Source organism: Gracilimonas mengyeensis, assembly GCF_900182705.1.
GTDB classification, from domain to species: Bacteria; Bacteroidota; Rhodothermia; order Balneolales; family Balneolaceae; genus Gracilimonas; species Gracilimonas mengyeensis.
Genome location: NZ_FXTP01000011.1, coordinates 108,211 through 132,032, shown reverse-complemented (window position 1 = coordinate 132,032; position 23,822 = coordinate 108,211). Strand labels below are relative to the sequence as shown.

Annotated in this window: 26 protein-coding genes; all 26 read left to right on the top strand. The window is 45.2% G+C overall.

Translation table 11 applies throughout. From position 1 onward, the window contains the following. The first annotated feature begins 11 nt into the window (after window positions 1–11). The 26 genes from FN815_RS13160 to FN815_RS13040 all read left to right on the top strand — a co-directional run bounded on the left by FN815_RS13160 (window position 12) and on the right by FN815_RS13040 (window position 23,821). Window positions 12–524, top strand: coding sequence for a flagellar basal body rod protein FlgC (locus FN815_RS13160; protein ID WP_142455111.1), 513 nt, complete (start codon window positions 12–14; stop codon window positions 522–524). Between the two features lie 4 nt (window positions 525–528). Beyond that, window positions 529–753: a hypothetical protein gene (locus FN815_RS13155; RefSeq protein ID WP_142455110.1), complete on the top strand. Its 225-nt coding sequence runs from the start codon at window positions 529–531 to the stop codon at window positions 751–753. 40 nt (window positions 754–793) lie between these two features. Then, a complete protein-coding gene (fliE, locus tag FN815_RS13150) occupies window positions 794–1,114 on the top strand; it encodes a flagellar hook-basal body complex protein FliE (protein ID WP_142455109.1) in 321 nt (106 codons plus the stop codon). A gap of 18 nt (window positions 1,115–1,132) precedes the next feature. Continuing rightward, on the top strand, window positions 1,133–2,782 hold the full coding sequence (gene fliF, locus FN815_RS13145; RefSeq protein ID WP_142455108.1) for a flagellar basal-body MS-ring/collar protein FliF: 1,650 nt from the start codon (window positions 1,133–1,135) through the stop codon (window positions 2,780–2,782). Between the two features lie 4 nt (window positions 2,783–2,786). After that, window positions 2,787–3,833, top strand: coding sequence for a flagellar motor switch protein FliG (gene fliG / locus FN815_RS13140; protein WP_142455107.1), 1,047 nt, complete (start codon window positions 2,787–2,789; stop codon window positions 3,831–3,833). An 11-nt stretch (window positions 3,834–3,844) separates the two neighbouring features. Then, window positions 3,845–4,516 carry a FliH/SctL family protein gene (locus tag FN815_RS13135; protein WP_185957299.1) on the top strand — a complete coding sequence of 224 codons (672 nt, stop codon included), beginning with the start codon at window positions 3,845–3,847 and terminating at the stop codon, window positions 4,514–4,516. After that, window positions 4,507–5,841: a FliI/YscN family ATPase gene (locus FN815_RS13130; protein WP_142455105.1), complete on the top strand. Its 1,335-nt coding sequence runs from the start codon at window positions 4,507–4,509 to the stop codon at window positions 5,839–5,841. The genes FN815_RS13135 and FN815_RS13130 overlap by 10 nt, the downstream gene beginning before the upstream one ends. A gap of 13 nt (window positions 5,842–5,854) precedes the next feature. Further along, window positions 5,855–6,283 carry a flagellar export protein FliJ gene (fliJ, locus tag FN815_RS13125; RefSeq protein ID WP_142455104.1) on the top strand — a complete coding sequence of 143 codons (429 nt, stop codon included), beginning with the start codon at window positions 5,855–5,857 and terminating at the stop codon, window positions 6,281–6,283. Between the two features lie 9 nt (window positions 6,284–6,292). Further along, complete coding sequence (locus tag FN815_RS13120) at window positions 6,293–6,973, top strand: hypothetical protein (protein ID WP_142455103.1); 681 nt, start codon at window positions 6,293–6,295, stop codon at window positions 6,971–6,973. Beyond that, complete coding sequence (locus FN815_RS13115; protein ID WP_142455102.1) at window positions 6,973–9,150, top strand: hypothetical protein; 2,178 nt, start codon at window positions 6,973–6,975, stop codon at window positions 9,148–9,150. Before FN815_RS13120 ends, FN815_RS13115 begins: the two co-directional genes overlap by 1 nt. A 12-nt stretch (window positions 9,151–9,162) precedes the next feature. Next, entirely contained in the window at window positions 9,163–9,843 is a 681-nt protein-coding gene (locus tag FN815_RS13110; RefSeq protein ID WP_142455101.1) for a flagellar hook assembly protein FlgD, read from the top strand. Between the two features lie 99 nt (window positions 9,844–9,942). Continuing rightward, on the top strand, window positions 9,943–11,583 hold the full coding sequence (locus FN815_RS13105) for a flagellar hook protein FlgE (RefSeq protein WP_142455100.1): 1,641 nt from the start codon (window positions 9,943–9,945) through the stop codon (window positions 11,581–11,583). A 276-nt stretch (window positions 11,584–11,859) separates the two neighbouring features. After that, window positions 11,860–12,735, top strand: coding sequence for a motility protein A (locus FN815_RS13100; RefSeq protein WP_221930320.1), 876 nt, complete (start codon window positions 11,860–11,862; stop codon window positions 12,733–12,735). Next, a complete protein-coding gene (locus tag FN815_RS13095) occupies window positions 12,699–13,421 on the top strand; it encodes an OmpA/MotB family protein (protein ID WP_142455098.1) in 723 nt (240 codons plus the stop codon). Before FN815_RS13100 ends, FN815_RS13095 begins: the two co-directional genes overlap by 37 nt. A 35-nt stretch (window positions 13,422–13,456) precedes the next feature. Beyond that, on the top strand, window positions 13,457–13,945 hold the full coding sequence (locus FN815_RS13090) for a flagellar basal body-associated FliL family protein (RefSeq protein ID WP_142455097.1): 489 nt from the start codon (window positions 13,457–13,459) through the stop codon (window positions 13,943–13,945). 28 nt (window positions 13,946–13,973) lie between these two features. Then, window positions 13,974–14,909, top strand: a complete 936-nt coding sequence (locus FN815_RS13085; RefSeq protein ID WP_142455096.1) for a flagellar motor switch protein FliM — start codon at window positions 13,974–13,976, stop codon at window positions 14,907–14,909. A gap of 2 nt (window positions 14,910–14,911) precedes the next feature. Beyond that, window positions 14,912–15,859 carry a flagellar motor switch protein FliN gene (gene fliN / locus FN815_RS13080; RefSeq protein WP_142455095.1) on the top strand — a complete coding sequence of 316 codons (948 nt, stop codon included), beginning with the start codon at window positions 14,912–14,914 and terminating at the stop codon, window positions 15,857–15,859. Continuing rightward, on the top strand, window positions 15,859–16,476 hold the full coding sequence (locus FN815_RS13075; RefSeq protein WP_142455094.1) for a hypothetical protein: 618 nt from the start codon (window positions 15,859–15,861) through the stop codon (window positions 16,474–16,476). Before fliN ends, FN815_RS13075 begins: the two co-directional genes overlap by 1 nt. A 91-nt stretch (window positions 16,477–16,567) precedes the next feature. Beyond that, a complete protein-coding gene (gene fliP / locus FN815_RS13070; protein ID WP_142455093.1) occupies window positions 16,568–17,338 on the top strand; it encodes a flagellar type III secretion system pore protein FliP in 771 nt (256 codons plus the stop codon). Window positions 17,339–17,385: 47 nt separating this feature from the next. Then, window positions 17,386–17,655, top strand: coding sequence for a flagellar biosynthetic protein FliQ (locus FN815_RS13065; RefSeq protein ID WP_142455092.1), 270 nt, complete (start codon window positions 17,386–17,388; stop codon window positions 17,653–17,655). A 43-nt stretch (window positions 17,656–17,698) separates the two neighbouring features. Then, window positions 17,699–18,478: a flagellar biosynthetic protein FliR gene (locus FN815_RS13060; protein ID WP_142455091.1), complete on the top strand. Its 780-nt coding sequence runs from the start codon at window positions 17,699–17,701 to the stop codon at window positions 18,476–18,478. A 417-nt stretch (window positions 18,479–18,895) separates the two neighbouring features. Further along, on the top strand, window positions 18,896–19,504 hold the full coding sequence (locus FN815_RS13055) for a TetR/AcrR family transcriptional regulator (protein WP_142455090.1): 609 nt from the start codon (window positions 18,896–18,898) through the stop codon (window positions 19,502–19,504). Beyond that, window positions 19,501–20,781 carry a TolC family protein gene (locus FN815_RS13050; protein WP_142455089.1) on the top strand — a complete coding sequence of 427 codons (1,281 nt, stop codon included), beginning with the start codon at window positions 19,501–19,503 and terminating at the stop codon, window positions 20,779–20,781. The genes FN815_RS13055 and FN815_RS13050 overlap by 4 nt, the downstream gene beginning before the upstream one ends. Then, window positions 20,772–21,656 (top strand): HlyD family secretion protein, encoded by an 885-nt coding sequence (locus tag FN815_RS13045; protein ID WP_142455088.1) that lies wholly within the window; start codon window positions 20,772–20,774, stop codon window positions 21,654–21,656. Before FN815_RS13050 ends, FN815_RS13045 begins: the two co-directional genes overlap by 10 nt. 480 nt (window positions 21,657–22,136) lie before the next feature. Continuing rightward, window positions 22,137–22,271, top strand: a complete 135-nt coding sequence (locus tag FN815_RS19250) for a hypothetical protein (protein WP_281286803.1) — start codon at window positions 22,137–22,139, stop codon at window positions 22,269–22,271. Between the two features lie 635 nt (window positions 22,272–22,906). Further along, on the top strand, window positions 22,907–23,821 hold the full coding sequence (locus FN815_RS13040) for an ABC transporter ATP-binding protein (protein WP_425461078.1): 915 nt from the start codon (window positions 22,907–22,909) through the stop codon (window positions 23,819–23,821). The last annotated feature ends 1 nt before the right edge of the window (window position 23,822 follow it).

Below are 23,822 nucleotides of genomic sequence, written 5' to 3'. Positions count from 1 at the left end.
AATTTACCGATATGTTACCTGATAGAATAGCTTCTACATTCCAAACCGCTTCTCAAGGCCTTGATTTGCAGCGCGAGCGCATAGCTGTGGCCTCAAGAAATATTGCCAACGCCCAAACATCGGCACCGGTTGGCTCTGATAAAGTGTACCGCCCGCAAACCGTGGTAACAAGAGGCCCCGGTCAGCAAAAGTTTATAGATGTACTGGGCGACAGTATGTCTTCCGTACAGCGTACCAACGCCCGCCATATGGATCCTTTTAAAGGTCCATTGGGCTCAATTGGTGATAATGAGGTGCCAGCCAAAGGTCTTGGCCCTCAATTTACAGTACAGGAAACAGAAAGTTTTCGCTATGAATTTGATCCCGATCACCCTGATGCTGACGAAAACGGCATGGTGCGCTACCCCGACGTAGACATGGTACGTGAGATGGCTGAGCTGGTAAGCGCCAACCGTCTTTATGAGGCCAACTTAAGCAGCATCCAGGCAGAAAAAGAAATCATTAAACGATCGTTCGAGATATAATCCCATGAATTCTATACAACCTATTCCACAACAGTTTACCAAGGTTAACAGCATAAGTTCACTGCGTAAAGCCGCAGAATCACCGGAACTTCCCGATCTCACCCGGGACGAATCTTCCCTTATTGAGGAAAAATTCACTTCCGAAAACACGCTGAAGTTCTATTCCATGGACGGCCAGAAAGGCGAAGAGCAATTTGCCCGTGGGATGAACATCGACACCAGGATTTAACACCATTCACCAATCACCATATTTAAGCTGACATAAAGAGATGACTGATCCAGTACAATTACAGCAGGGTATACCTTTAAAACTCCCCAACTCATCAGAGTTAAACCCGAAGCACTTTAATATTGAAATTGAAGAGGGAGCCGATTCCTTTACGGAAATGCTTACCAAAGCTATCAATCGGGTTGATGAAACCATGAAGGGGTCTGAAAAAAGCATGCAGGATTATATATCCGGTAAAACCGACAACGTGCATGATGTAATGATTTCGATGCAGAGAGCTCAAATGAGTTTCCAAATGATGGTAGAAATCCGCAACAAGGCGATCGAAGCTTACGGTGAGCTTAGCCGAATGCAAATATAATAGGGGTACTGAGTAAAAATGGATAAGTATTTAGAAGCATTTCAACAATTTTTTGGCCCACTAAGCAATGCCCAGCGGGCCATGTTTATTGGGTTGATGCTGGTTGTAGTTGGCGCGGTTGCCGGGTTGGTATACTGGTCGCAGATGGAAAACAAAGCTTTACTCTTTGGTTCGCTGCAATCAGAAGATGCCCAGGAAATTGTAGCCGAACTTAACAGCCAGGGAGTTGAATATGAGTTGGCAGAGGGAGGGAGCTCTATATATGTACCGGCCGACCGTGTACATGAGCTCCGCCTGCAGCTTGCGCCATTAAGTGGCGGAGTGGCTGACCTTAAGGGCTATGAGTTATTTGATACCAATGCCCTGGGTATGACCGACTTTATGCAACAGGTAAATAAGAAACGAGCCCTTGAAGGTGAATTGGCACGTTCTATTAATAGCTTGGAACAGGTAGAATCTTCAAGAATTCACTTGGTAATGCCAGAGCGTTCTCCTTTTGAAGAAACAGCGGTACAGGCCTCCGCTTCCGTTATTTTGAACCTGAAAAGGGGCAAAAAACTGGAACAAAACCAGATTGAGGGCATCAGCTCGTTGATTGCGGGTAGTGTGGAAACCCTCGATCCTGCCAACGTAACCATTTTGGATCAGGCCGGTAACCGATTGTCTGATGAGGTAGATTATGATTCTGAATTTGGGATGGGATCAACCCAAATGCAGTTGCGCCAAAAAACAGAAGCATACTTAACTGACCGGGGCCAGTCGATGCTGGATCGCGTACTTGGAGCCGGCAACAGTGTGCTGCGTGTATCAGTTGAGCATGATTTTGACCAGCTTACCCGCGAATCAAACCTTATTGACCCGGATAGCCGTACAGTTATTTCGGAAGAAACCCGGGAGCAAACCAATAACGATGAGATTTTGGAACCTCTGCCTATCGATCAGCGCTTGCCGGTAGAAGACCGTGGGGGAGCAGTGGTTGTATCAAGAAACGACAATGGCACCGCTACTGAAACAAGGAATTATGAGGTTAACCGAACCCGTGAAGTGTATGAGAAAACCCAGGGAGGCATCCATAAAGTAACGGCCTCGGTGCTGTTAAATCATAAACGGGTTACGCAAACTACTCCGGAAGGTGAAAGCCAGGTAGTATTTGAGCCTTACAGCGCCGAAGAAGTTGAGAAATTCAGAGAAGTGGTGGCGTTGGCTCTGGGTATTCAGGAAGATCGTGGCGATTTGCTCACGATTGAACAGGTAGAATTCTTTGACAGCAAGTACCTGCTCACAGACGAATACACCAATACCTCTCCAAACATGTATAACAATGTGATACGCTGGGCCCTGATCGCACTCACTTTCTTTGCCGTACTGTTCTTGTTGAACAGCATCCGTAAACGAATGAGCAACGATGACATCCGTGTAGTTTCCGACTTTGAGGCTGATGACCAGCTGAATGAATCTGAAGTACCCGACAGCTTGCCAGGACAAAAAGAAGAAGAAATGACTGAGAATGAAGAGAAGAAACCAGAGGAGCTTAGTGAGAACGCACCTAAACAGTTAACTGAGAAGAAATACGAAAAAGAAGAGATCGTGAATTTCATTGAACTGAAACCTGCAGAGGCTGCTCAGGTTGCACGCACTTTAATGCTCACAGATAACGAGGAAGACTAAGACCATGCCAGTAGATAATAGAAACAAGAAGAATAAAGTTATTGGTGACTACAGCGAGCTAACCGGTATGCAAAAGATTGCCGTGCTGGTAATGAGTGTAGGCTTGAAGTCTTCAGCTACTATGATGAAGACCATGAGTAAGAAGGAAGTCGAAGATATTACCCTCGAAATTGCCCGCTTAAAGGGTGTAAGAGGTGAAATTGTAGACGCAGTACTCGAAGAATTCTATAACCTGATGCAGGTTAAAAGCCAGATGGTAAATGGAGGTGTAGAATATGCCCAGGAACTGCTTGAGCAAATGGGCGATACAGCAGATAAAGACAATATTCTTAAAAGGTTGAAATCCCATTCCGGAAGTACCGTTTTCGAAGAGTTCCAGGAATCTAAAATCAGCCACATCGCAAATTTTATTCAGAACGAACACCCACAGGTGGCGGCTCTTATCTTCTCGCAGCTTAACATTGAACGTTCTGCAGAGATTTTGGGACTTCTGGAGCCGAAGATGCAAACGGAAATTATCTACCGGCTGGCTTCTATGGACAAGATCTCTTCGGAGGTAATTGAGGAGATTGAAGAAGTAATCAAAGAGCACATGGGCGGCATGGATACCATGGGCGACCGTGTTAAGAGCGGAACCAATATTGTGGCACAAATCCTTAACGGTGCTGAGATCACGGTTGAACGCCACGTACTGGAAGAGATTACCAATCGCGATTACCAAATGGCCAGCGATATCAAGGAACAAATGTTCTTGTTCGAAGATATTCTGCACTTCGACGATCGTACGGTACAGCTTATCATCAACGAGATGGAGAAAGCCGATCTGGTTATGGGCTTGAAAGGGGTCAACGACGATCTTTCCAACAAGTTCCTCCGAAACATGTCGAACCGTGCAGCCGATATGCTGCGTGAAGACATGGAGGCTCTTGGTCCTGTACCGCTGAAAGATGTGAAGGAAGCCCAGCAGCGTATCATCAAGAAGATCAAAGAGCTGGAAGAGGAAGGCCAAATTACCACCCGTAAGATGGACGAAGAGGAGGTTGTAGAATAACCATGGGCAACATGAAGGTTATCAATAACAACCAAATTAACTGGTACGACGACGGAAAAACCCGGCTTAGTTACCAAATGCTATTTGAGGAAGAAGAGGAAGTCGTTGAAGCGTTAAGCTACGACCCGAAAGAGCTGGAAGAAAAACTGAATGAACGTGACCGAAAATGGAGAAATAAACTCAATATCGCCCGTGATAAAGCTTATCAGGAAGGATTGGAAGCTGGCCGGGAAGAGGGACTAAAGCAGGCACGCGAAGAAATTGATGCCAAAATAAATACCGTTTGTACAGCGGTTGAAAAAGGGCATCAGGAATGGCAAAAACGCCAAAAAATGATGGATCCGGTTTTGATTGAACTTGTGTTCGAAATCACAGAGAAGATCCTGGGTATCCCGGTTGAGAAGGAAGACATGCGGGCTAAGCTGGAAGAACAGCTGGTTCCGGTGCTTCAGAAGCTGGACGAAACATCCAAACCATTTGTGACGGTGAGTGAACAGGATCTGGATATCGTGAAACGCTGGATCAAAGAGAACAATCCAAACCTGACGGTACACCTCAAAAGTGATCCAGACTGCAATCCCGGAGAATTTGAAGTGGATACTCAACATGAGACTATTGTCCACAAATTCCGGGAAATGTTTAACGAATTTAAGAAAAACCTAAGCCTGCCCACATGGAAGTAATAGATACTGCGGCACTCGACCGGCATATCGAACAAATCCGTGGCAAGCTGTCGCCGGGAGTTAGTTCTGCCAAGCGTTTTGGAAAGGTTTCCTCTATTGTAGGAACTATTATTGAATGCACGGGCCTGCAAGGTTCGGTAGGCGAGATGTTTGGCATCCACACTACTGTTGATAAAGTGGTACCCGCCGAAGTGGTAGGCCTGAAGGAAGGCCGCACCCTGCTAATGCCTTACGACCGTGTTGTAGGGATGAAAGCCGGCTGCCTGGTTGAAAGAATGGGACAGTCGTTGACCGTTCCGGTGGGCTTCAACCTGTTAGGCCGCGTACTTGATACCAACGGCGAACCTATCGATGGTAAAGGATCCATTTATACCGAGCATGAGCAGATGGTGCATGCAAAGCCTCCTTCGCCTTTAGATCGTGCTCCTATTGATGAAGTAATGAAAACAGGCGTGCGTTCTCTGGATGCGCTCAATACCCTGGGCAGCGGACAGCGAATGGGACTTTTTGCCGGCTCCGGGGTTGGTAAGAGTGTGCTTATGGGAATGATAGCCAAGCATTCATCCGCAGATATCAATGTGATTGCCCTTATTGGTGAGCGTGGCCGTGAGGTACAGGAATTTATTGACGACACCCTGGGCGAAGAAGGCCTGGCCCGCTCGGTAGTAGTGGCTGCCACTTCGGATACGGCCGCTATGAGCCGGGTAAAAGGTGCCTTTACGGCAACGGCCATTGCAGAATTTTTCCGCGACCAAGGAAAAAATGTCCTCTTGATGATGGATTCTGTGACCCGTGTTGCGATGGCACAAAGAGAAATTGGGCTGGCTTCAGGGGAGCCTCCAACCACCAAAGGATACACTCCAAGTGTGTTCACAATCCTCCCAAAATTGCTTGAAAGACCTGGTAAAACCAAGACCGGAAGCATCACCGGATTGTACACTGTACTGGTGGATAATGATGATATGAATGAGCCTATTGCCGATGCCGTGCGGTCCATTTTAGACGGCCATATCGTGCTCTCGCGGCGTTTAGCGCATAAAAATCACTATCCGGCCATTGACGTGCTTGAAAGTATTTCGCGCGTGATGCCCAAGATTGTAAGCAACGAACAACGCGCTATTGCGATGAAAGCCCGGGAACTTTTGGCGACCTATCGCGAGGCGGAAGACCTGGTAAATATCGGGGCATATGTGAAAGGTTCGAACCCAAAAATTGACGAAGCCATAAAAAAACATCCCGATTTGGAATCATTTTTGATACAGGATATGAACGAGACCGATTTCAGTGACAATCTCTGGGAATCGCTCAAAAAAGTTATCGAATAAATAAGGTTCTGATATGAAGTTTAAGTTTTCTCTTGATCCCGTTTTAAAAGTGCGAAAGCATCAAAAGAAAATTAAGAAGCAGAAGCTGGCTGAAGAAGTAGCTGAAAAGCAAAAGATTGCTCAACTGCAGCAAGAGATTCAGCACAAACTCGAGAATTATCTTGAAAACACAGAAAGCAAAGAAATTCAAAATGTACAAATGGTTCGCAGGCATGCGGCCCATATGGAAGAAGTTCATCGCAAGATGAAAGAGCTAAGCAAGGAATTGAGCAAAGCGGATAAAAAAGTAGATGCCGCGCGACAGGATCTTGCAGAAGCCCATAAGAGCTTGCATATGATTGAAAAAGTAAAAGAATTCGAATTGGACCTCCACAAAGACAAAGTGTCGAAAGAGGAAAATAAATTTTTAGACGAAATAGCAACGCAGTCATTCAGCAGATAACAATTAACGATGGATAAGCTAACATTACTTAAAATTCTTGGTGTTCTGGTAGGCCTCTTCCTGGTAAGTCTTATTACCGTGTATTTCCTCTATCCAAAAATCAATGAGGACAAATACGAGAAGGTGGTGTCAGATTTTGAAAAGCAGAAGCAGCAAGAAGAATATCAGTCCTTTTATCGCCCTCCACGCCCAAAGTTAAATCAGGTTGAAGACAGTTCATATGCAGGACCTTGTTATCCGGGATATCCACAAGATGAATTTGCAGCTGGTTATGATTCTGCCTCAGCAGGCATGGATTCTTTAAGAATGGTGAATACCCGCCCTGAGGTACGCCTAATACCGGTTCCCGGAGTGATGGGAGCGGAAGAGCAGCGTTTGACCGGTTTGGTAGATTCATTACAACAGGTAATTGCCGGTTTGGAAACAGAGCTAAGCTCAAAAGAAGAAGAATTCCTTGCTGTACAAGCAGAGCTGGCTGAAATGGAAGAAGAAATGGATCCGGCAGAATTCTCTGACCGGGTGAAGAGTTTACTCAATCTGGATGAAGATGAATTGGCGCCCATACTTGAGAAAATGAGCCAGGAACAATTGGTACGCCTGTATTTCGGCGGAGGTACTATTCAACGTGAAAAAATCCTTCGATCGCTGAAATCTGATAAGGCGGCCAAACTAATGACGGAGATTATGTGATGATTAAAGACGTACTTAATTCCATAGCGAACAGTAAAAATGCGGGTGAATCTTCTCTGACGGGTAAAGCCAAAGGCGTTACTAATGAAGATCCCAAAACCAGCTTTTTTGGAAAAATGCTCCAGGCCCTTCAGGCTGAGGAAGGTGAAGGTAATAATGGAAAGCAATCTGAAGGAAGTTTGCTGAACAATGCAAACACCAATACCACTGCTGATGGTGAAGCCAAGCATGCCTTGGTAAACAATGAGAATAAAACGGCTGAAACCCCGGCTTTACAGGCTGATGGTAATGAGGAAGAAAGTGTATCACCTGAAGCGGCTATTGCAACTGCAGAAGGAGAATCTGCTCTCGCGGAAGATAAGGCTACTTTATCATTGGTTAAGTCTGCCACTAATAAAGAAGAAACTAAAGGAGAAGGTGAACAGGGTGAATTAACAGAATCCCCTATTAAGCTAACGGTACTGAAAACTACAGAGAGCGAAAAAGGTACCGTAACAACTCCCTCTGACAACACTGCGGAAAAAGCAAGTGGAGAGAATATTGAAACCCGGGAAAATGATATCAAACCCGCAAATGCAACTCCTCTGGCAACAGAGAATGGCAAGCTTGCAGGCTTGAATAATGAACTGGGCGTGCAAGAGATTACAGAGGAAAGCACGACAAAAAATTCGGTGGCTAAAACCACATCTTCTGGTGCAGAAGATTCTCAGCAAATAAAGGTTAATGCTGAAGGAAAAGAGGTTGCCGGATTGCAGGCGTCTGAAAAACCTGCTTTGGACCCCGTTAAAATAAATCAAACACAAACCACTGAAACTAGCAATAGCTCAGCCGGTTTAGGAGCCCAGCAAGATAAAGCAAAACAAGAGGTTGGTAATGTGGCTTCTCCAAAGCAGGCTTCAGCTCCCGCTGCAAGCACTATGGTTGAGAGTGGCACGAGTACGCCGCTTAGTAATGAAGAAAACAAAACCGGAACCCAGAATGCCGCTGCCCAAACAGCAACTACAGCAACAACGGGTACTACGGTGCCGGCCTCAGAAAGCCAGCCTACCGGAACTGATCAAAAACAAACAGTGCCTGCAGACGCACCGGAAAAAACAGAGAATATCGAAGAAAGTACAGGCCAAGGCCGCTCAGAACGCACTCAGCAAGAGCGGAATGCTTCTCCATTTGTACGAAGAGCTGGGATCCCGCAGCAATCTGATTCCCCGGTATTGAAGGGAACAGATCAAACAGGAAATACGGAAGAGGCCAATACAAGAAAGCAGGCGGTGGCCAATGCAAGGGCTGCCCGTGAGGGAGATGCCGGAATCAACATCCAGCAGATGGCTACCCAGAAAGCAGGACAGAAGAATAGCGAGCTTGCCGCCGGTTTTGAGATGTCAAAATTCCGTGACTTGCAGGAAAAGAGAAAAGGTGGAAACCAGGAATCGGAAGTACGTCACCCGCTTACGAATGAGCGCCTGGCAGCGATTACCAATACCAGTGAAGGAGGAAGTTCTTCTTCATCGGGTCAGCGTCAGTCGCCCATGTATACTTCAGCAACCGAATGGTTAAGGCTGCAGAATAGCGGACAGTATTCGTCCACTTCTGCGAGTAACCAGGAAATGTTTTTTAAAGAGCAAATGACGGATGCGATTGAGCAAAAAGATTCAACCCAAAAAGAACAGGTACAAGCCAACTTCGGGCATAACCGTCTGGCTGATTTGGCGATCCCAAATAATATGCTACGCCGAAGCGTGCTGCCGGGACTTACGGCTGCGGTTCAAAAAGCGGCTCAAAATGAGGGAGGTACCGGCGCAGGCTGGCAGAAACACAGTTTTGATATGGATGACGGCAGCAAAATTGACCTCTCTACCCGAAATGTAGATGGCGTGATGCAGGTGAAACTGGCTTCTTCAAGCATTGAGTTGACCCGTTTGCTGCAGCAGTATGGTGAGGAGATCAAAGAGCATCTCGAGAAAGAATGTGAATTGAATATTGATCTTCAGTTTGAAGGGAAGGACGACCAGCAAACATCAGGCTTTGCCGGTGATTCTTCCTCAAATGGCGCGGGCCAGGGCCGTGGATTGAACAATGGCAACGGCGGAAGTAACAGAATTTCTAATCAACAGGCAGATCATAATCTGCAGCAAAGTGTTCGCAAGTTCGGTTACAACCGAATGGAATGGACGGCATAACAATATAACACTATGGATATCTCACAAATAAATTCTCTGACTACATCCGCATACCAGCAGCAGAACCAGAAGGGTAAAACCGAGATGGGGCAAAACCAGTTTTTGCAGTTGTTGGTGGCTCAAATGAGAAATCAGGATCCTATCAACCCGAAAGACGGAGCTGAATTTGCCTCACAGCTGGCACAATTTAACTCGGTAGAGCAGTTGATTGATGTAAACAGCGGGCTGCAAACCCTGCAGCAAAGCCAGGATATGATGAGTGCAAGCTTGTCGAATTCAATGGCGGCATCGCTTACCGGCAAGCAAATCCGTGCCATCAGCGACCAGGTAAACCTGAGTGCGGAAGGTGACAGCGAAATTAACTTTAAGCTGAAATCCTCTGCTGAAGAAGTGGAAGTAATCATCCGCAACGCAAGCGGCAATGAAGTACGCAGAGAAACACTGAGGGGACTTTCCTCCGGAGATAATAACTGGACCTGGGACGGCAAGAATGATTCCGGCGAACGGATGGGCGAAGGCGCCTACCAGGTAGAAGTAGTAGCCAAAAACGGTGACGACACCGTGAACTCTCTTCTTTTTGTAGAGGGGGTAGCGAGCAAAGTACGCTTTACCGCAGAGGGTGTGTACTTGTCTGTTAATGATATCGAAATACCCATTGGCGATGTAGAAGAAGTGGGCACCGATATTTTTTAATCAACCAAACATTTTAAAACAAACAAATAAAAAAATACAGGTACTGCCGTAACAGCGTGCCATGCAGAGTAACTCTGCAGAACAAAACAGGAGTTAATTATGTCTTTACTTAAATCTCTTAATTCAGGTGTTAGCGGTTTGAAAGCTTTTCAAACCAAAATGGACACCATTGGTCACAATATTGCTAACGTAGAAACAGCAGGGTTTAAATCCTCACGGGTTTCCTTTGCAGAAATGATGAGTGAGCGGCTGGGACGTCCCGGTGGCGGTGGATCAGCTCCACAGCTCAGCAACCAGGTAGGTCTGGGTGTGCGTGTAGCTTCCATCGACCGTGATTTTAGCCAGGGTTCTATGAACTCCACCGGCCGTGCAACCGACCTTGCTATTGAAGGTGAAGGATTCTTCATGGTTTCAAATGGTGGAGAAAACCTGATGACCCGTGCCGGTAACTTCGTGTTCAATAAAGACGGTTTTTTGGTAGACCAGGGCGGACGTTCCGTTCAGGGTTACAATGCCGACCGTAACGGCAACATCCTGGGTGGCGGTGCCGCTGAAGATATCCGTGTTGATTTTGAAAACGTACTGCCTCCTAAGAAAACGGATATGGTAAACGTAGCAGGGAACCTGAACGCGAGTACAAGTAAATCTCAAATACTGCAAATGCAAAATGGATTTACAGCAAGTGGCTCACCTGCTGAAAGTACAACTCTGCTAAATGACATAACTGGCATTTCTGGGGTTGCAGCTACAGACACAATTTCATTTGATATCGATTATACTGATGGATCAGGAAATCTACAGACCACAAATATACCTAATGTTCCAATTGGAAATGATTTAGGAGAATTGGTTGCAAATATTGAAGCAGCAATAGATGGATCTGCAGCCGGTGATGCAGTTGATCTTTCTTTATTAGATGGTGTGATCGTAGCAAATAATAACAGCTTGGGCGATAATAACTTCGATATTAAGAATATCAATTATGGTGGAACAGGTACTTTTTCAATGCCTGGTTTCCAAACAACCCAAGCTGGTCAGTTTGCCACTCAAACCATGAGTACTACCGTGTATGATGACCTTGGTAAAGCGCACTCGCTTTTAGTAGAATTTACTCAAACAAATGAAAATGAGTGGAGCTATGAAGCCAGCTTCCTGGATGGTGAAAGTATCACATCGGCTGGATCAAACCCGCCAAGTGTGACTTTTGATGAAACAGGGCAGCTTACTTCTGCCAACACATTGGATTTTACCTATGAGCCAGGTGGTGGTGCAGCTACTACCAGCTTTAGCATACAATTAGGTGATTCTGAATCTGGGACACGTCTTACCCAATATTCCGGTTCCAACTCAGCCAAAATTGTTGGCCAGGACGGTTATACCCAGGGACAATTGATTGACGTAGCTGTTGACGGCTCCGGACAAGTACAGGGTGTGTACGACAATGGTGAAAACCAGGTGTTGGCACAGTTAGCACTTGGTACGGTTCAAAACCAGAATGGTCTGGAGATGATGGGTGGCGGCTTGTTTAGAGCTACTTCAGCTGCCGGCGAAATGTTTATTAATACTGCCGACAACATGTCTAATACCAGCATCAATTCCGGTTCTTTGGAAGGATCTAACGTAGATCTGGCTAAAGAGTTTACCGATATGATTACTTCACAGCGCGCTTATCAGTCAAGTGCCCGGGTCATCAGTACCTCGGACGAGATGTTGACTGAAGCCGTAAACCTGAAGCGATAATAGTTTAAAAGGTGGCCGGTTTTTGGTGAGGCCGGCCTGGTGATAAAGGTGAGGAGCTTCGCACGAAGAATATGGGGAGACCCTTTTTTCGGCGGAGCTCTTTTTTTATTCACTGGTTTCAATAAAGCTATATCGGGCTGAGAGTAATAAAAAAGCAATTAACAGGATAAACTTTTAAACAAGCAGTAGAAATCTACCAGATAGAGAGCCCGCAGGTAAAAAAATTTTGGGAAGCTGGTTTAAGATTTTATTGCAGCATCCGATAAAGGAGATATGATGGATCGTTCAAGTACACTCGGATTTATTTTAGGTTTTGCTCTCATAGTTGGAGCAATTGTAACACAAGGTAGCATAGGCTCCTTTGCCGACTCCGCATCACTAGCTATCGTGCTGGGTGGAGTGTTTGCAGCTACCATGATTAACTACAGTTTTGATAAGATCAAACGCAGTTTCATAACCATTAATAGTTTGATGAAGCTGAGCAATGTTGACTTACGAACTGATATGGAGCTTTTAACAATGTTTGCACGTAGGGTTCGCCGTGAAAGTTTGCTCACGCTGGATCAGGATCTAAAACATATTAAAGATGAATTTTTAAAGAATGGACTGCAATTAGCCGTTGATGGTTTTCAGGAAAAGAGCTTGCAGGATATTCTCAAAGACGAAATTGAAAGCCGTGAGAAGCAAGTAGAACTCTCGATTATGGTGCTTAACTCCATGTCGGCTTACGCTCCGGCCTTTGGGATGATAGGTACGGTAATCGGAATGGTGTTGATGTTGCAGAACATATCAGATCCAGAGTCTCTCGGATCGGGTTTGTCTGTGGCACTTATTACCACCCTTTACGGGACCATATTTGCGAACATGCTTTTTGGCCCTCTTGCAGGGAAGCTTGAATATTTAAGTGAGCTAGACAGAAACAGGAAGGAATTATTCCGGATTGGCATCTTGTCGATTGTTGAGGGGGAAAATCCAAGAATTATGGAGAAGAAGATGCTGATTTATCTGGACCCTCATCACCGGGCAGAATATATCAAGCATCACGAGCAACTGAGTTTGATGAAGAAAAGAGACGAAAAATTCTACCAGCTATGGGTAGAGCAACAGGATAATCAATGGGAAAAGTTGACCGAGATACTGGAAACTGGCTAGTAACCTATGGGGACCTTATGACCTTGCTGCTGGTGTTTTTTGTACTCATGTACACCTTAACACCCAGTATCAGCGATGGGGTGTTCAAAGATTTTATCGATTACTTTCAGAAAAACCCAGGGATGTTTGATGCACAGAATGTGAGCAATAGTGAGTTTGATGTTCCGGCTGATTCCCTGGACGAAATGATGGAAGACCGGATGGAATACTGGCAGTCATTTTCTGATTTCCTTGAAAGCTCTGAGTACTCTTCTGAAGTAGACATGGAAATTAGCCGCAGCGGGGTAAAGATTACCCTGAGCGATTCACTGACTTTTGAAAGTGGATCTTCTGATTTACTACCTATTGCGGAGGTGGTGCTTGGAGAAGTAGCATCACGCATAGATGACAAAGTAGTTGAGATTGAGGTACAGGGGCATACCGATAATGTGCCGGTTGGCAAAGCTTCGATGCACAAAAGTAACTGGCATCTGGGGGCTGCACGGTCGGTATCCGTAGTTCAGTTTTTGCAAGAAAATTCCGTGGTGAATCCCGACCGTTTTAAAGCCAGTAGTTTTGGCGAATACAGCCCGTTGGCTACAAACGATACGGCAAGCGGCAGACGAAAAAATCGCCGGGTAGAAATCTACCTGCGAGACATATTACTAAACAACAATTTGGACTCCAGATCAGATATCTGGTTTTGAACCAAACAGCATCAGATATAAAGATTAGTTTCATTATGGCGGAAGAAGTAAAAGAAAAATCTACCGAAAAGAAGAGCAAGAAACGACCGTCAAAATTTCTTGCTATAGGAAAATATTTCCTGATTCTTTTGATTTTGGGAGGACAGGGTTTCCTCGCATACGCTGTAGTTCATAAATATTACCCAAATATTTATGAAAAAATTCACAGCAACCAGCCGGCAGAATCCGTGATTTATGATATGGAAGAACTTGTGGTGAATCCCTCGGGGACCAACGGCAAGCGATACCTTTTGGTGGAAATAAGCCTTGAAATAGCCGGTGAGGACAATGTTCCGGAAATAGATAAGCACTTGTTAGAGCTTAAAGAGCTGATGGGAGAGACACTGGCAGCACGTACCGTTAACCAACTTGTTGAAGTTGAGGGACGGGAAAATATACGCAGAGAATTAATTTGGTTAATTAATTCCAAGATTGGCAACCGTTCGGTACGCAATTTGTATTTCACTAAATACATAATGCAATGAGAAAAAACCTTCAACGGAAACCTTTTATATGGAAGCGAAGCTGCCCAGGCAAAAAGCGGGTAACGTCAAGTATGTAGAATCATACGATTTCAGACATCCAAAGCTGTTCAGTAAGGAAATTATGAGAACCTTACGAAGCATCCACGATGTGTTGTCAAGAAACCTGAGTCGTATTTTTAGTACATCACTGCGCTACAAAGTAGATATCTACCTGCATAAAATACTACAAGTATCCTCCCAGGAATTTGTACAGGGGATAGAGAGCCCAAGTACCATTTATCTGCTATCGGTAGATGATCTAAACGGAGAGATTATAATCGTTTTACCGCCCGAATTTTGTATTCACCTCATTGAGCGGCAAAGTGGTGGACAGGGGAAAAAACTTTGTGAGAGACGTACCCTCACTACCATTGAGGAAAAAATTGTAAGTCGCGTAGTCCGCCATATCAATACAGAGATTGTATCGGCATGGGAGCCTTACATGGACTTCCGTATCGACTCTACCATCTACGAGAGTAAAACGGAAAACCTCCATTTAACCTCGGTAGATCCTACTATTATCGTAAAATTCTTAGTAGAGCTTGGGGATGAAAAAATAGAAATAGGGGTGTCCTACTCATACAGTTTGCTTAAAAAAGCAATGAGCGACACTATTTTGAAGAAGGGGATCAAATCAAAGTTCGAGAAACTCTCGGAAGAAGAGCTGGAAGCATACAAGCGTACTCTCTCAAAAGCAGAGGTACTCATACAGCCTTTATTGGGAACTACCCAGCTTACCCTCGACGAAATCATAAACCTCAAGGAAGGGGATACCATCCCTTTAAAACAAAAATCAGAAAATCCACTTGAGGTTCGCATTAACGGCAAAACAAAAATGACAGCGTATCCCGGAGTAATTCAGGGCCGGAGAGCTGTAAAAGTATTCGAATTAATCGAAGAAATAAATGAAATGGAATTGGTATAACTATGAATAATTATCAAGAACAACTGCAGAAATATCTTCCGGATATAGAAGAATTTTTAACGTCTCTTTTACTTGAAGAAACCAACATTATGGTGGCTTCTTTTGAAGAAACCGAGGCGGAAGTAATCCCGGAGCAGCTCCAAAAAACAGATATCATTCTTTTTGCCAGAGACGAAAATGCCGAGATGGATTTCGTTGCGGTTCTGGACGAGGAATGGTTTGGCCTGCTTTCAAGCGTGATGCTGGGTGTGGAAGAGAAAAAATTCAATGAAGTGACAAAAGACCTTCTGCGAAAGTTTTCTTCCGAGCTCTCTGCTACTTTGAAAAAGAAATTCGATGAAGAGGGAGAAGAGCATAATTTTGGGGCTGTAGAAGTGTATCAGCTTAGTCAGCTGCCCGAGCTTATGAATCACACCATGTACCATTTTGCTGCACTTGAGGTAGAAGGGCTGGCTGATGACAATGTACGGGCTGCTTTCCTGATTGGAGACCCCGAACACGTGGTGGTTCATGAGGAGCCGGAAGAGGAAGTAACGAACGAAGAGGAAGACGCGGATGGTTCGCTGCTGCATTTTGAGGATGAGCAGGAGCAAGAGAATAAAGAAGGAACCCCGCAGGAAGTGGTATCGGGAAAATATATCAACTTCGAAGACTTCGACGACAACACTCCTTCGCTTGAAAATGGCGACGGCAACAGCATGGACCTGCTGAAAGATGTGGAAATGGATGTTTCCGTAGAGCTGGGCCGGATTGAGCTTCCGCTGGGTAAAGTATTACAGCTGGCTAAAGGCTCGGTTATTGAGCTGGAGAAACTGGCCGGTGAGCCAGTAGACATCCTGGTGAATGGTCAGCGTATAGCGCATGGCGAAGTAGTGGTGATTGATGAGCACTTTGGTGTTCGTATCTCCAACCTGATTACAACCCGACAACGCTTAGCCAAACTTTCCTGATGGACGTCCAGAAAATAATCTCGCAATCAGATAAAAGTCCGAAGAGCATCCTGAAAATTGTGCTTTCCATCTCAGTGGCATTGCTGCTGATTTGGCTGTTTTTGGTTTCAAGGATGGATACCGGAAGTAGCTCGAAATCAGTAAATGCAGATCAAAAGATTGAGCAAACCCAACAGCTTAGAACTTCATTACTGAAACCCGGTGAAGAAATTAAGGAAAAACCTGAGGAAGCCGTTCAGGAAGAAGAATCCTCTTCCTCTTTATTTCAAAATGCTTTTCTCACCTTTTTGGTGATGATTGGTGTGCTGGCCGGGGTGTGGTTATGGGCCAAAAAGAAAGATGACGGCTTAAGCATCAAAAACAATAAGCCCAACAGGGATTTGGGTAGTCATAAGCTGTCGCAAGGCTTGCAGCTCAAGTTTGTTGAAATTAACAAAGAAGTGTGGGTGATGGGAGTGGCCGAAAACTCCGTGAATTTGATGCATCGCATTCTTAAAGAGGAATGGATGGAGAATGAAATGAAAATCGACAGTAAAGCTGTAGAACCCAAATCCGTGCAAAAAACGGTAAACGACAAAGGGGATTTTAAGTCGTTCTATAAGTTTTTTACCAACTAATCGGTCGAATAGTACCGACTTCTGATTTTATAAAAAGAGAACAATGTTCAGGATATATATACTTACAGGGATAATAGGGATTGCTGTATCTATGCAACCCCAACAAGTTCAGGCACAGCCGGTTGCCAACAGCATACAAGTAACTGCATTTAACGCGCCGATGCTCATTCAAAGCATCCCACAGATAGGCCTTTCACTGGGTGGAAACGACGGAGACGTGAGCGACGAAGATTTCACACTGGCCATTCAGGCGCTGGTGCTTATCACCATCATGTCTTTTGGTGCGGCATTCGTCACCATGATGACCAGTTTTACCCGTATCGTAGTAGTGTTTTTCTTTTTGCGGATGGGATTGGGAACTCAGCAGTCACCGCCTAACCAGGTACTGATTGGGCTGGCACTCTTCCTCACCATTTTTATCATGAAACCGACTTTCGACATCATGAACGAGGAAGCCATTCAGCCTTATATAAATGATGAAATGACACAGGTGGAGGCGCTGGCAACGGCGGCCGTACCACTCAAAGAGTTTATGGTACGCCAAACCCGCGATAAGGACTTGCTCTATTTCATGGATATGGCCGATGTAAGCACAGTAAACAATGTGGAAGAATTGCCTCTTTATGTTGCAGTTCCTGCTTACGTACTCAGTGAGCTTCGCATTGCCTTTCAAATTGGATTTATGATTTACCTGCCATTTATGGTGATTGACCTGGTAGTAGCCTCCATTTTGCTATCGATGGGTATCATGTTTTTGCCGCCGGTGATGGTATCGCTGCCGTTTAAAATCCTGGTATTTGTATTGACGGACGGCTGGTATCTGCTGGTACAATCGCTGGTAGAAAGTTTTGGCGTGGGTTAAAAGAAAGTGATTAAGAACGTTATTAAAACAATTATTTAGAGGATCAAATGAATATAGAATCAGCACTTTTTTGGTTACAGGAAATGTTAACGGCCGTGGCCGTACTTTGCTCACCCGCAATGATAGGCGCCCTGGTGATTGGGCTCTCTGTGGCAATTTTTCAGGCCGCAACCTCCATCCAGGAGATGACCCTGAGTTATGTGCCCAAGATGGCCGTGGTAGTACTCATCTTGTTTTTGAGCCTGGGCTTTATGCTTCAATTTGCCGTTGACTTTACCACCCGCATCTTCGAGTTCATTCCAGAAATCGCTCAATAAGATAAGTAAGAAGACTTCACCCGTTATAATCGCCACCTGAACCATGGAATCACTTTCAATTGACCTGATCTTATCGGCTTTCCTGGTATTCGTACGGGTGGCTGCCGTGGTGATGACCGCACCGTTTTTCAATACGGCCGCTTTCCCCAAGCAAATAAAGATCTACCTGTCTATTGTAACTACCGTGTTACTTTTTGCGGTGATTCCTGCCGAGAGTACTTTTGTATCTGCCAGCGACGGTATGGTTTTCATTGTGACTGCTATTATTATGGAAATTTTGGTGGGAGCGGCCCTCGGTTTGGTTGGACAATTGGTTTTTGCGGGACTTGAGATGGCCGGTATGCTCATCAGTTTAAATACGGCCCTAAGTTTTGCCAACATGGTGGATACCATGACGCAAAAGCAAAGTGCTATCATCAGTAATATATTTATGATGATAGCTGTGTTGGTTTTTTTATCGATAGAGGGGGACAAGATTTATATCAGTGCGCTGGCTAAGAGTTTTGAGGTGGTGCCTGTGAATGATTCCAATATTCATCTTGCCGGCCCTTTTATGCTCGAAATTGCAACCTACCTTTTTGTGATTGGTGTACAAATCACCACTCCCTTTCTCATTGTGATTTTCTTGTTGGATGTCTCGCTGGCTATTTTTGCCCGTATTATGCCTCAGGCCAACATGATGTTTATCGCACTTCCGATCAAAGTAGGAGTAGGTATCGCTTTGCTTATGCTTGCCATTCCTTATCTCCCCACCGCCTTCGAGATGATGTTTTTGCATATCTATGACTTCCTGGGAGAAATCATCGGCGTTATAGCTCCTTAAAAAACTCACACAGGGTATAAATCGGCCGGGCGTCGGAATACCGAACCAGTGGCTATTCGGAAGTTTAGCATCATTCGCTTTTCATTGAATGCCAAGAAAAAAGGGGGGCACAGATAACGCTGATTGGGCGGGTATTCGCTCATTAGATAAATGTTGCCATAATTACCCCCACCACGTAGGACGGATAGATGTATCCGTCCATGCCAGAAATGGAAAAGAAGCCTAATTCCATTATGGTCGGGCAAATCTGTCCGACCTACGACTATCAATAATATAGCTATTCTTGTTTTTATTAAGTGCTGATTTAATTGTACTTAAATATTCTTTTTTGATTGTTAACTAAAAAATTCAACCAAATGGTTGAAACACTTGGTTGGTATTCGTATCATAAAAGCGCAACAAAAAAACAGATGGATTATGGCTTTAGAAAAAGAAACCGAAGAAAAGATATTTAAGGCGGCGCAAACCGTATTTCAAAAACGTGGATTTGACGGTGCGCGTATGCAGGAAATTGCCGATGAGGCGGAAATCAATAAATCGATGCTGCACTATTATTATCGCAGCAAAGACAAGCTTTTCCAGGAGGTGTTTCAGGCCGGGGTTAAAAAAGTGATGCCGCAGTTGTTTGGGATTATTTCCTCCGAGCTTTCTCTGCAAGAAAAAGTGGAAAAGGTCGTCAACTTCTATCACGATATGTTTTGGGAAAATCAGCACCTGCCATCCTTTGTGACGTATGAGATGAATCAACATCCGGAACGATTCCAGGAATTCATGTCCAACATGAATATTAAGATCCCGGATGTTTTTGCAGATCAGATTCGTAAAGAAGTGGAAGCCGGACGAATGGCGGATATCCCGCCACGGCAGTTCCTGATGAATATTGTGGGGATGAGTATGATGCCTATGGTAGCCAAGAAAATGGTACAGACCATCTTTTCGCTGGATGAAGAAGGATATTTCGAATTCCTTGAAGAAAGAAGAAAGCTCATTCCAATACTCATATTCAAGGGGGTACAACCGTCATGAAAAAAGCAGTCTTTATAGTAATGTTTTTGATGCCGTGGCTGGCTACTGCACAGCAGCCTGAAAGCATATTGCTGGAATATTGCTATCAGCAAATTGAAACCAATTATCCACTGGTAGATAAAATGGAGGTTCAGCGAAAGATTACGAAGCTGAATCAGCGCATCGCCCGTTCGGGGTTGTATCCCGAAGTACAACTGAAAGCGAGTGCCAGCTATCAATCGGATGTTACCGATGTTCCATTTTCAACACCCGGAACTACCCCTCCGAGCTTCAGCAAAGATCATTACAATCTTTCGCTGGAAGTGAACCAGACAATATTTGATGCAGGCCGCACTCGTACTTCCGAGCAATTGGAAAGAGGAGAAAGTGCAATAGAAAATGCCGGGGTGAAGGCTGATTTGTGGAAAGTTCGTGCCCAGATGGAACAGGTCTATTTCAGCATTCTTCAGCTTCAAAAGAATCTTGAATCTACAGAGCTGTTGCTGGCAGATATTAGTGAGCAGTTGGAGATGGTTCGGGCACAGGTAGAAAATGGGGTGCTGCTTCCAGGCAACGCTTTAACCATGGAAGCTGAGCAGCTCAAAATCCGCCAGCAGAAAATCCGTATTGAACATGATTTGCAGGCTTCTTATGAAGTGCTGAGTGTGTTGATCGGGGAACCCATCACCCCAAAAGTAACACTGAAAGAGCCGAACCGTGATGTGACTGCCGGGCTGTATGAGCAGGAAATTAGCCGTCCTGAGCTAAATGTATTTGAAGAACGCAGGGAAATGCTGGACTTGCAAAAGAACCTGGCTTCAGCCTCAAAACTGCCGGTGGTATCGGCCTTTGGGACGGCAGCCTATGGTCGCCCGGGACTGGATATGTTTAATGATGACTTACAGGGGTATTGGATGGTGGGCGTGCGGGCCCAATGGAGCTTGAAAAGCTGGACGAATGCGAGTAAGAAAACGGAAGTATTAGCCCATCAGCAACGAAAAATACAGGCAGATGAGGAGGCTTTTAGGTTGAGTGTGGAGGGAGATCTAAGCCGGGTGCACCGAAAAATTACCCAGCTTGAAGAACAAATTGAACTGGATGAACAGGTGCTGAACTTACGCGAGCAAGTGGTGGAAGAGAAAGAAAGTCAGCTTGCGGAGGGGGTCATTACCACTACTGAATATCTCACCGAATTGAATGAAGCTAGTCGGGCCCGGCTGCAATTGGAGCTTCACCGCGTTCAGCTTCACCAAACCGTTATTGAATACTTAACTAAAAAAGGAATCTCATGGAATTGATAAAGAAACTGGGATGGGCGGCTATAGCATTGGCGCTGATATCCTGCAATAACACCGAAAAATCAGATGCCTATGGACAGTTTGAGGCAGATGAGGTTACGATCTCGGCTGAAGCATCGGGTACGCTGCAACAGTTTGAGGTGAAAGAAGGCATGCAGCTGGAAGCCGGGCAGCAAGTGGGACTGGTAGATACCGTACAGCTTTCCCTCCGGAAACGCGAACTGAAGGCTTCAGTGCAATCCATCCGGACCAATATCGAAAAACTGGAAGCACAGGCCGACGTATATCGCGAGCAGCTGCAGACGGCGCAAAAGGAACTCACCCGATTTCAAAACCTGAAGGAAACGAATGCGGCTACTCAGCAGCAAATTGATCAGGCCGAAGGACAAGTGAATGTCTTGGAAAAGCAGATTGCCTCGGTACAAGTGCAAAAGAAATCCGTGTATGCGGAGCTGGAAACCATGCAAACCCGTATTGCCCAGGTGGAAGATCAGTTGCAGCGTGCCCAGATTATCAACCCAGTGGAGGGTAGGGTGTTATCGGTATTTGTGGAGCCACACGAGCTGGTTTCCACGGGCCGACCTTTGTATCAAATTGCCGGGCTGGAAGAACTGACGCTTAGGGTCTATGTATCTGGCGCACAACTCCCGGATGTAACCTTGGGAAGTGATGTGGAGGTACTCATTGATAAGGATGCAGATTCTAATGAGCGGCTCAGCGGCACGGTAAGCTGGATCGCTTCGGAAGCAGAGTTTACTCCGCGCATGATTCAAACCAAAGAGGAGCGGGTAACCCAAGTGTATGCGGTAAAGGTGCGGGTACCAAACCCTGAGGGTAAATTGAAAATCGGGATGCCCGGTGAAGTGAATTTTTAGGACTTGAAACCCTTGGAGGTTTCTTGAACCAGCCACGGATCTTTTCAAGTTGTACTTGAAAAGTAAGCGTAATAGAAGGCTAAGCCTTCACTCGGAATGGTTCAGGTATTTGCTTAGTGGAAGGCACAGCCTTGCCGGGCTGGTACTTTCGAAGTGCAACTTCGATAGATCTTCTGTTTGCTTGTAATTGGAGGTTATTTGAACCCGGATTTAAAGGATTTTGATGATGTACAGGATTAACAAGTGGCATGTATAAAATCCCGAAGGGATGAAACATGAATAGCCCCGGGTTTTAACCCGGGGTGTAAGAAGCAGTCTGAAAAATCTCCGCCCGAATAATTGGAAAGATAATGATGGTGATCGGAGATTGGACAATACGTTGCCACTGTGGAAAAGGAAGCTGGAGCTTTCCGGAATGCATTACAAAGCAGGAGCTTGGTAACGAGGATAAAAGAAACTAAGACAAACTGAAATGGACTGATGTTACAAGAAATAGAACATATCACGAATCAACTGCTCATGAAATTCAACCAGTTCATGGATGAATTGGATGCGCATATTGAAGCCCGGGTGCAACATGTACTTGATGAACTGGAGCAGGTGTATGAGGAATGAAATTGGCCTTTGGGCCCCGGATCTTTTCAAGTTGTACTTGAAAAGTAAGCTTAGCCTTCTCTTTGGAATGGTTCAGGTGTTTGCTTAGTGCAAGGCACAGCCTTGCCGGGCTGGTATTTTCGAATTGCAACTTCGAAAGATCTTCTGCTTGGCTTGGAATAATTCGAGGTTATTTGAACCCGGATTTAAAGGATTTTGATGATGTACAGGATTAACAAGTGGCATGTATAAAATCCCGTTAGGGATGAAACATGAATAGCCCCGGGTTTTAACCCGGGGTGTAAGAAGCAGTCTGAAAAATCTCCGCCCGAATAATTGGAAAGATAATGATGGTGATCGGAGATTGGGCAATACGTTGCCACTGAGGAAATGGAAGCTGGAGCTTCCCGGAATGCATTACCAAGCAAGAGCTTGGTAATGAGGACAAGGCTCAGCCTTGCCGGGCTGGTCTTTCGAAGTACAACTTCGAAAGATCTTCTGATTTGTTAGATGGGCTGTGATGGTGAAGAGAAAATCATCAAAGTGCATCACTAATATCACACCCAATCGCAGTTAAAATTAAAAAAGACAACCCTCCAAGGGATTGAAACCCTTGGAGGGTTGCTTGAAAAACAAAGAAAAACCCATTGAAAACTATCGTACACATATCATCGGTGAGTAAAAATTTTGGGAAGGTGGAGGCCCTCAAGAATATCTCCTTTGAAGTAAAAGAAGGAGAATTGTTTGGGCTGATTGGTCCTGATGGGGCGGGGAAGACGACCCTGTTTCGCATCATCAATACACTGCTGCTGCCCGATGAGGGAACGGCTACGGTACTGGATCATGATGTGGAAAAGGACTACAAAACCATCCGTCCTTTGCTGGGTTACATGCCCGGACACTTCTCGCTCTACCAGGATTTAACCGTAGAAGAAAACCTCCAGTTCTTTGCCTCGGTATTTGGTACCACGCTCGAAGAAAATTACGAGCTGGTTGCCCCGATTTATAGTCAGCTTGAGCCGTTCAAGAACCGCCTGGCTGGTGCACTTTCCGGCGGAATGAAACAGAAGCTGGCACTGAGTTGTGCACTTATTCACAAACCCGAATTGCTGTTGCTCGATGAACCCACGACGGGAGTGGATGCGGTCTCCCGTAAAGAGTTTTGGGACATGCTACAATCTTTAAAGAAGGAAGGAATCACCATCGTAGTGTCAACGCCCTACATGGATGAAGCTAATTTATGTGACCGTGTGGCTTTGATTCAGGAAGGAGAAATAATGCAAATTGATGAACCACAAAGGATTGTGAACTCTTTTGAAAAGCCGCTGTTAGGTGTAAAATCACCCCAAACATATAAGCTGTTGCGCGCTTTGCAGCAGTATAAATGGACGGATTCGATACATCCTTTTGGAGAATACATGCACTATACCGACAAGAGAGGCAAACCCAACCTGGTTTCATTAAAGACTTATCTGTTTGATCAGGGCATTTCGGATGTTCAAATTAAACCGGTTCAACCCAATATAGAAGATGCTTTTATGGCACTGATGCACAATGGATTAGAGGAGTAAG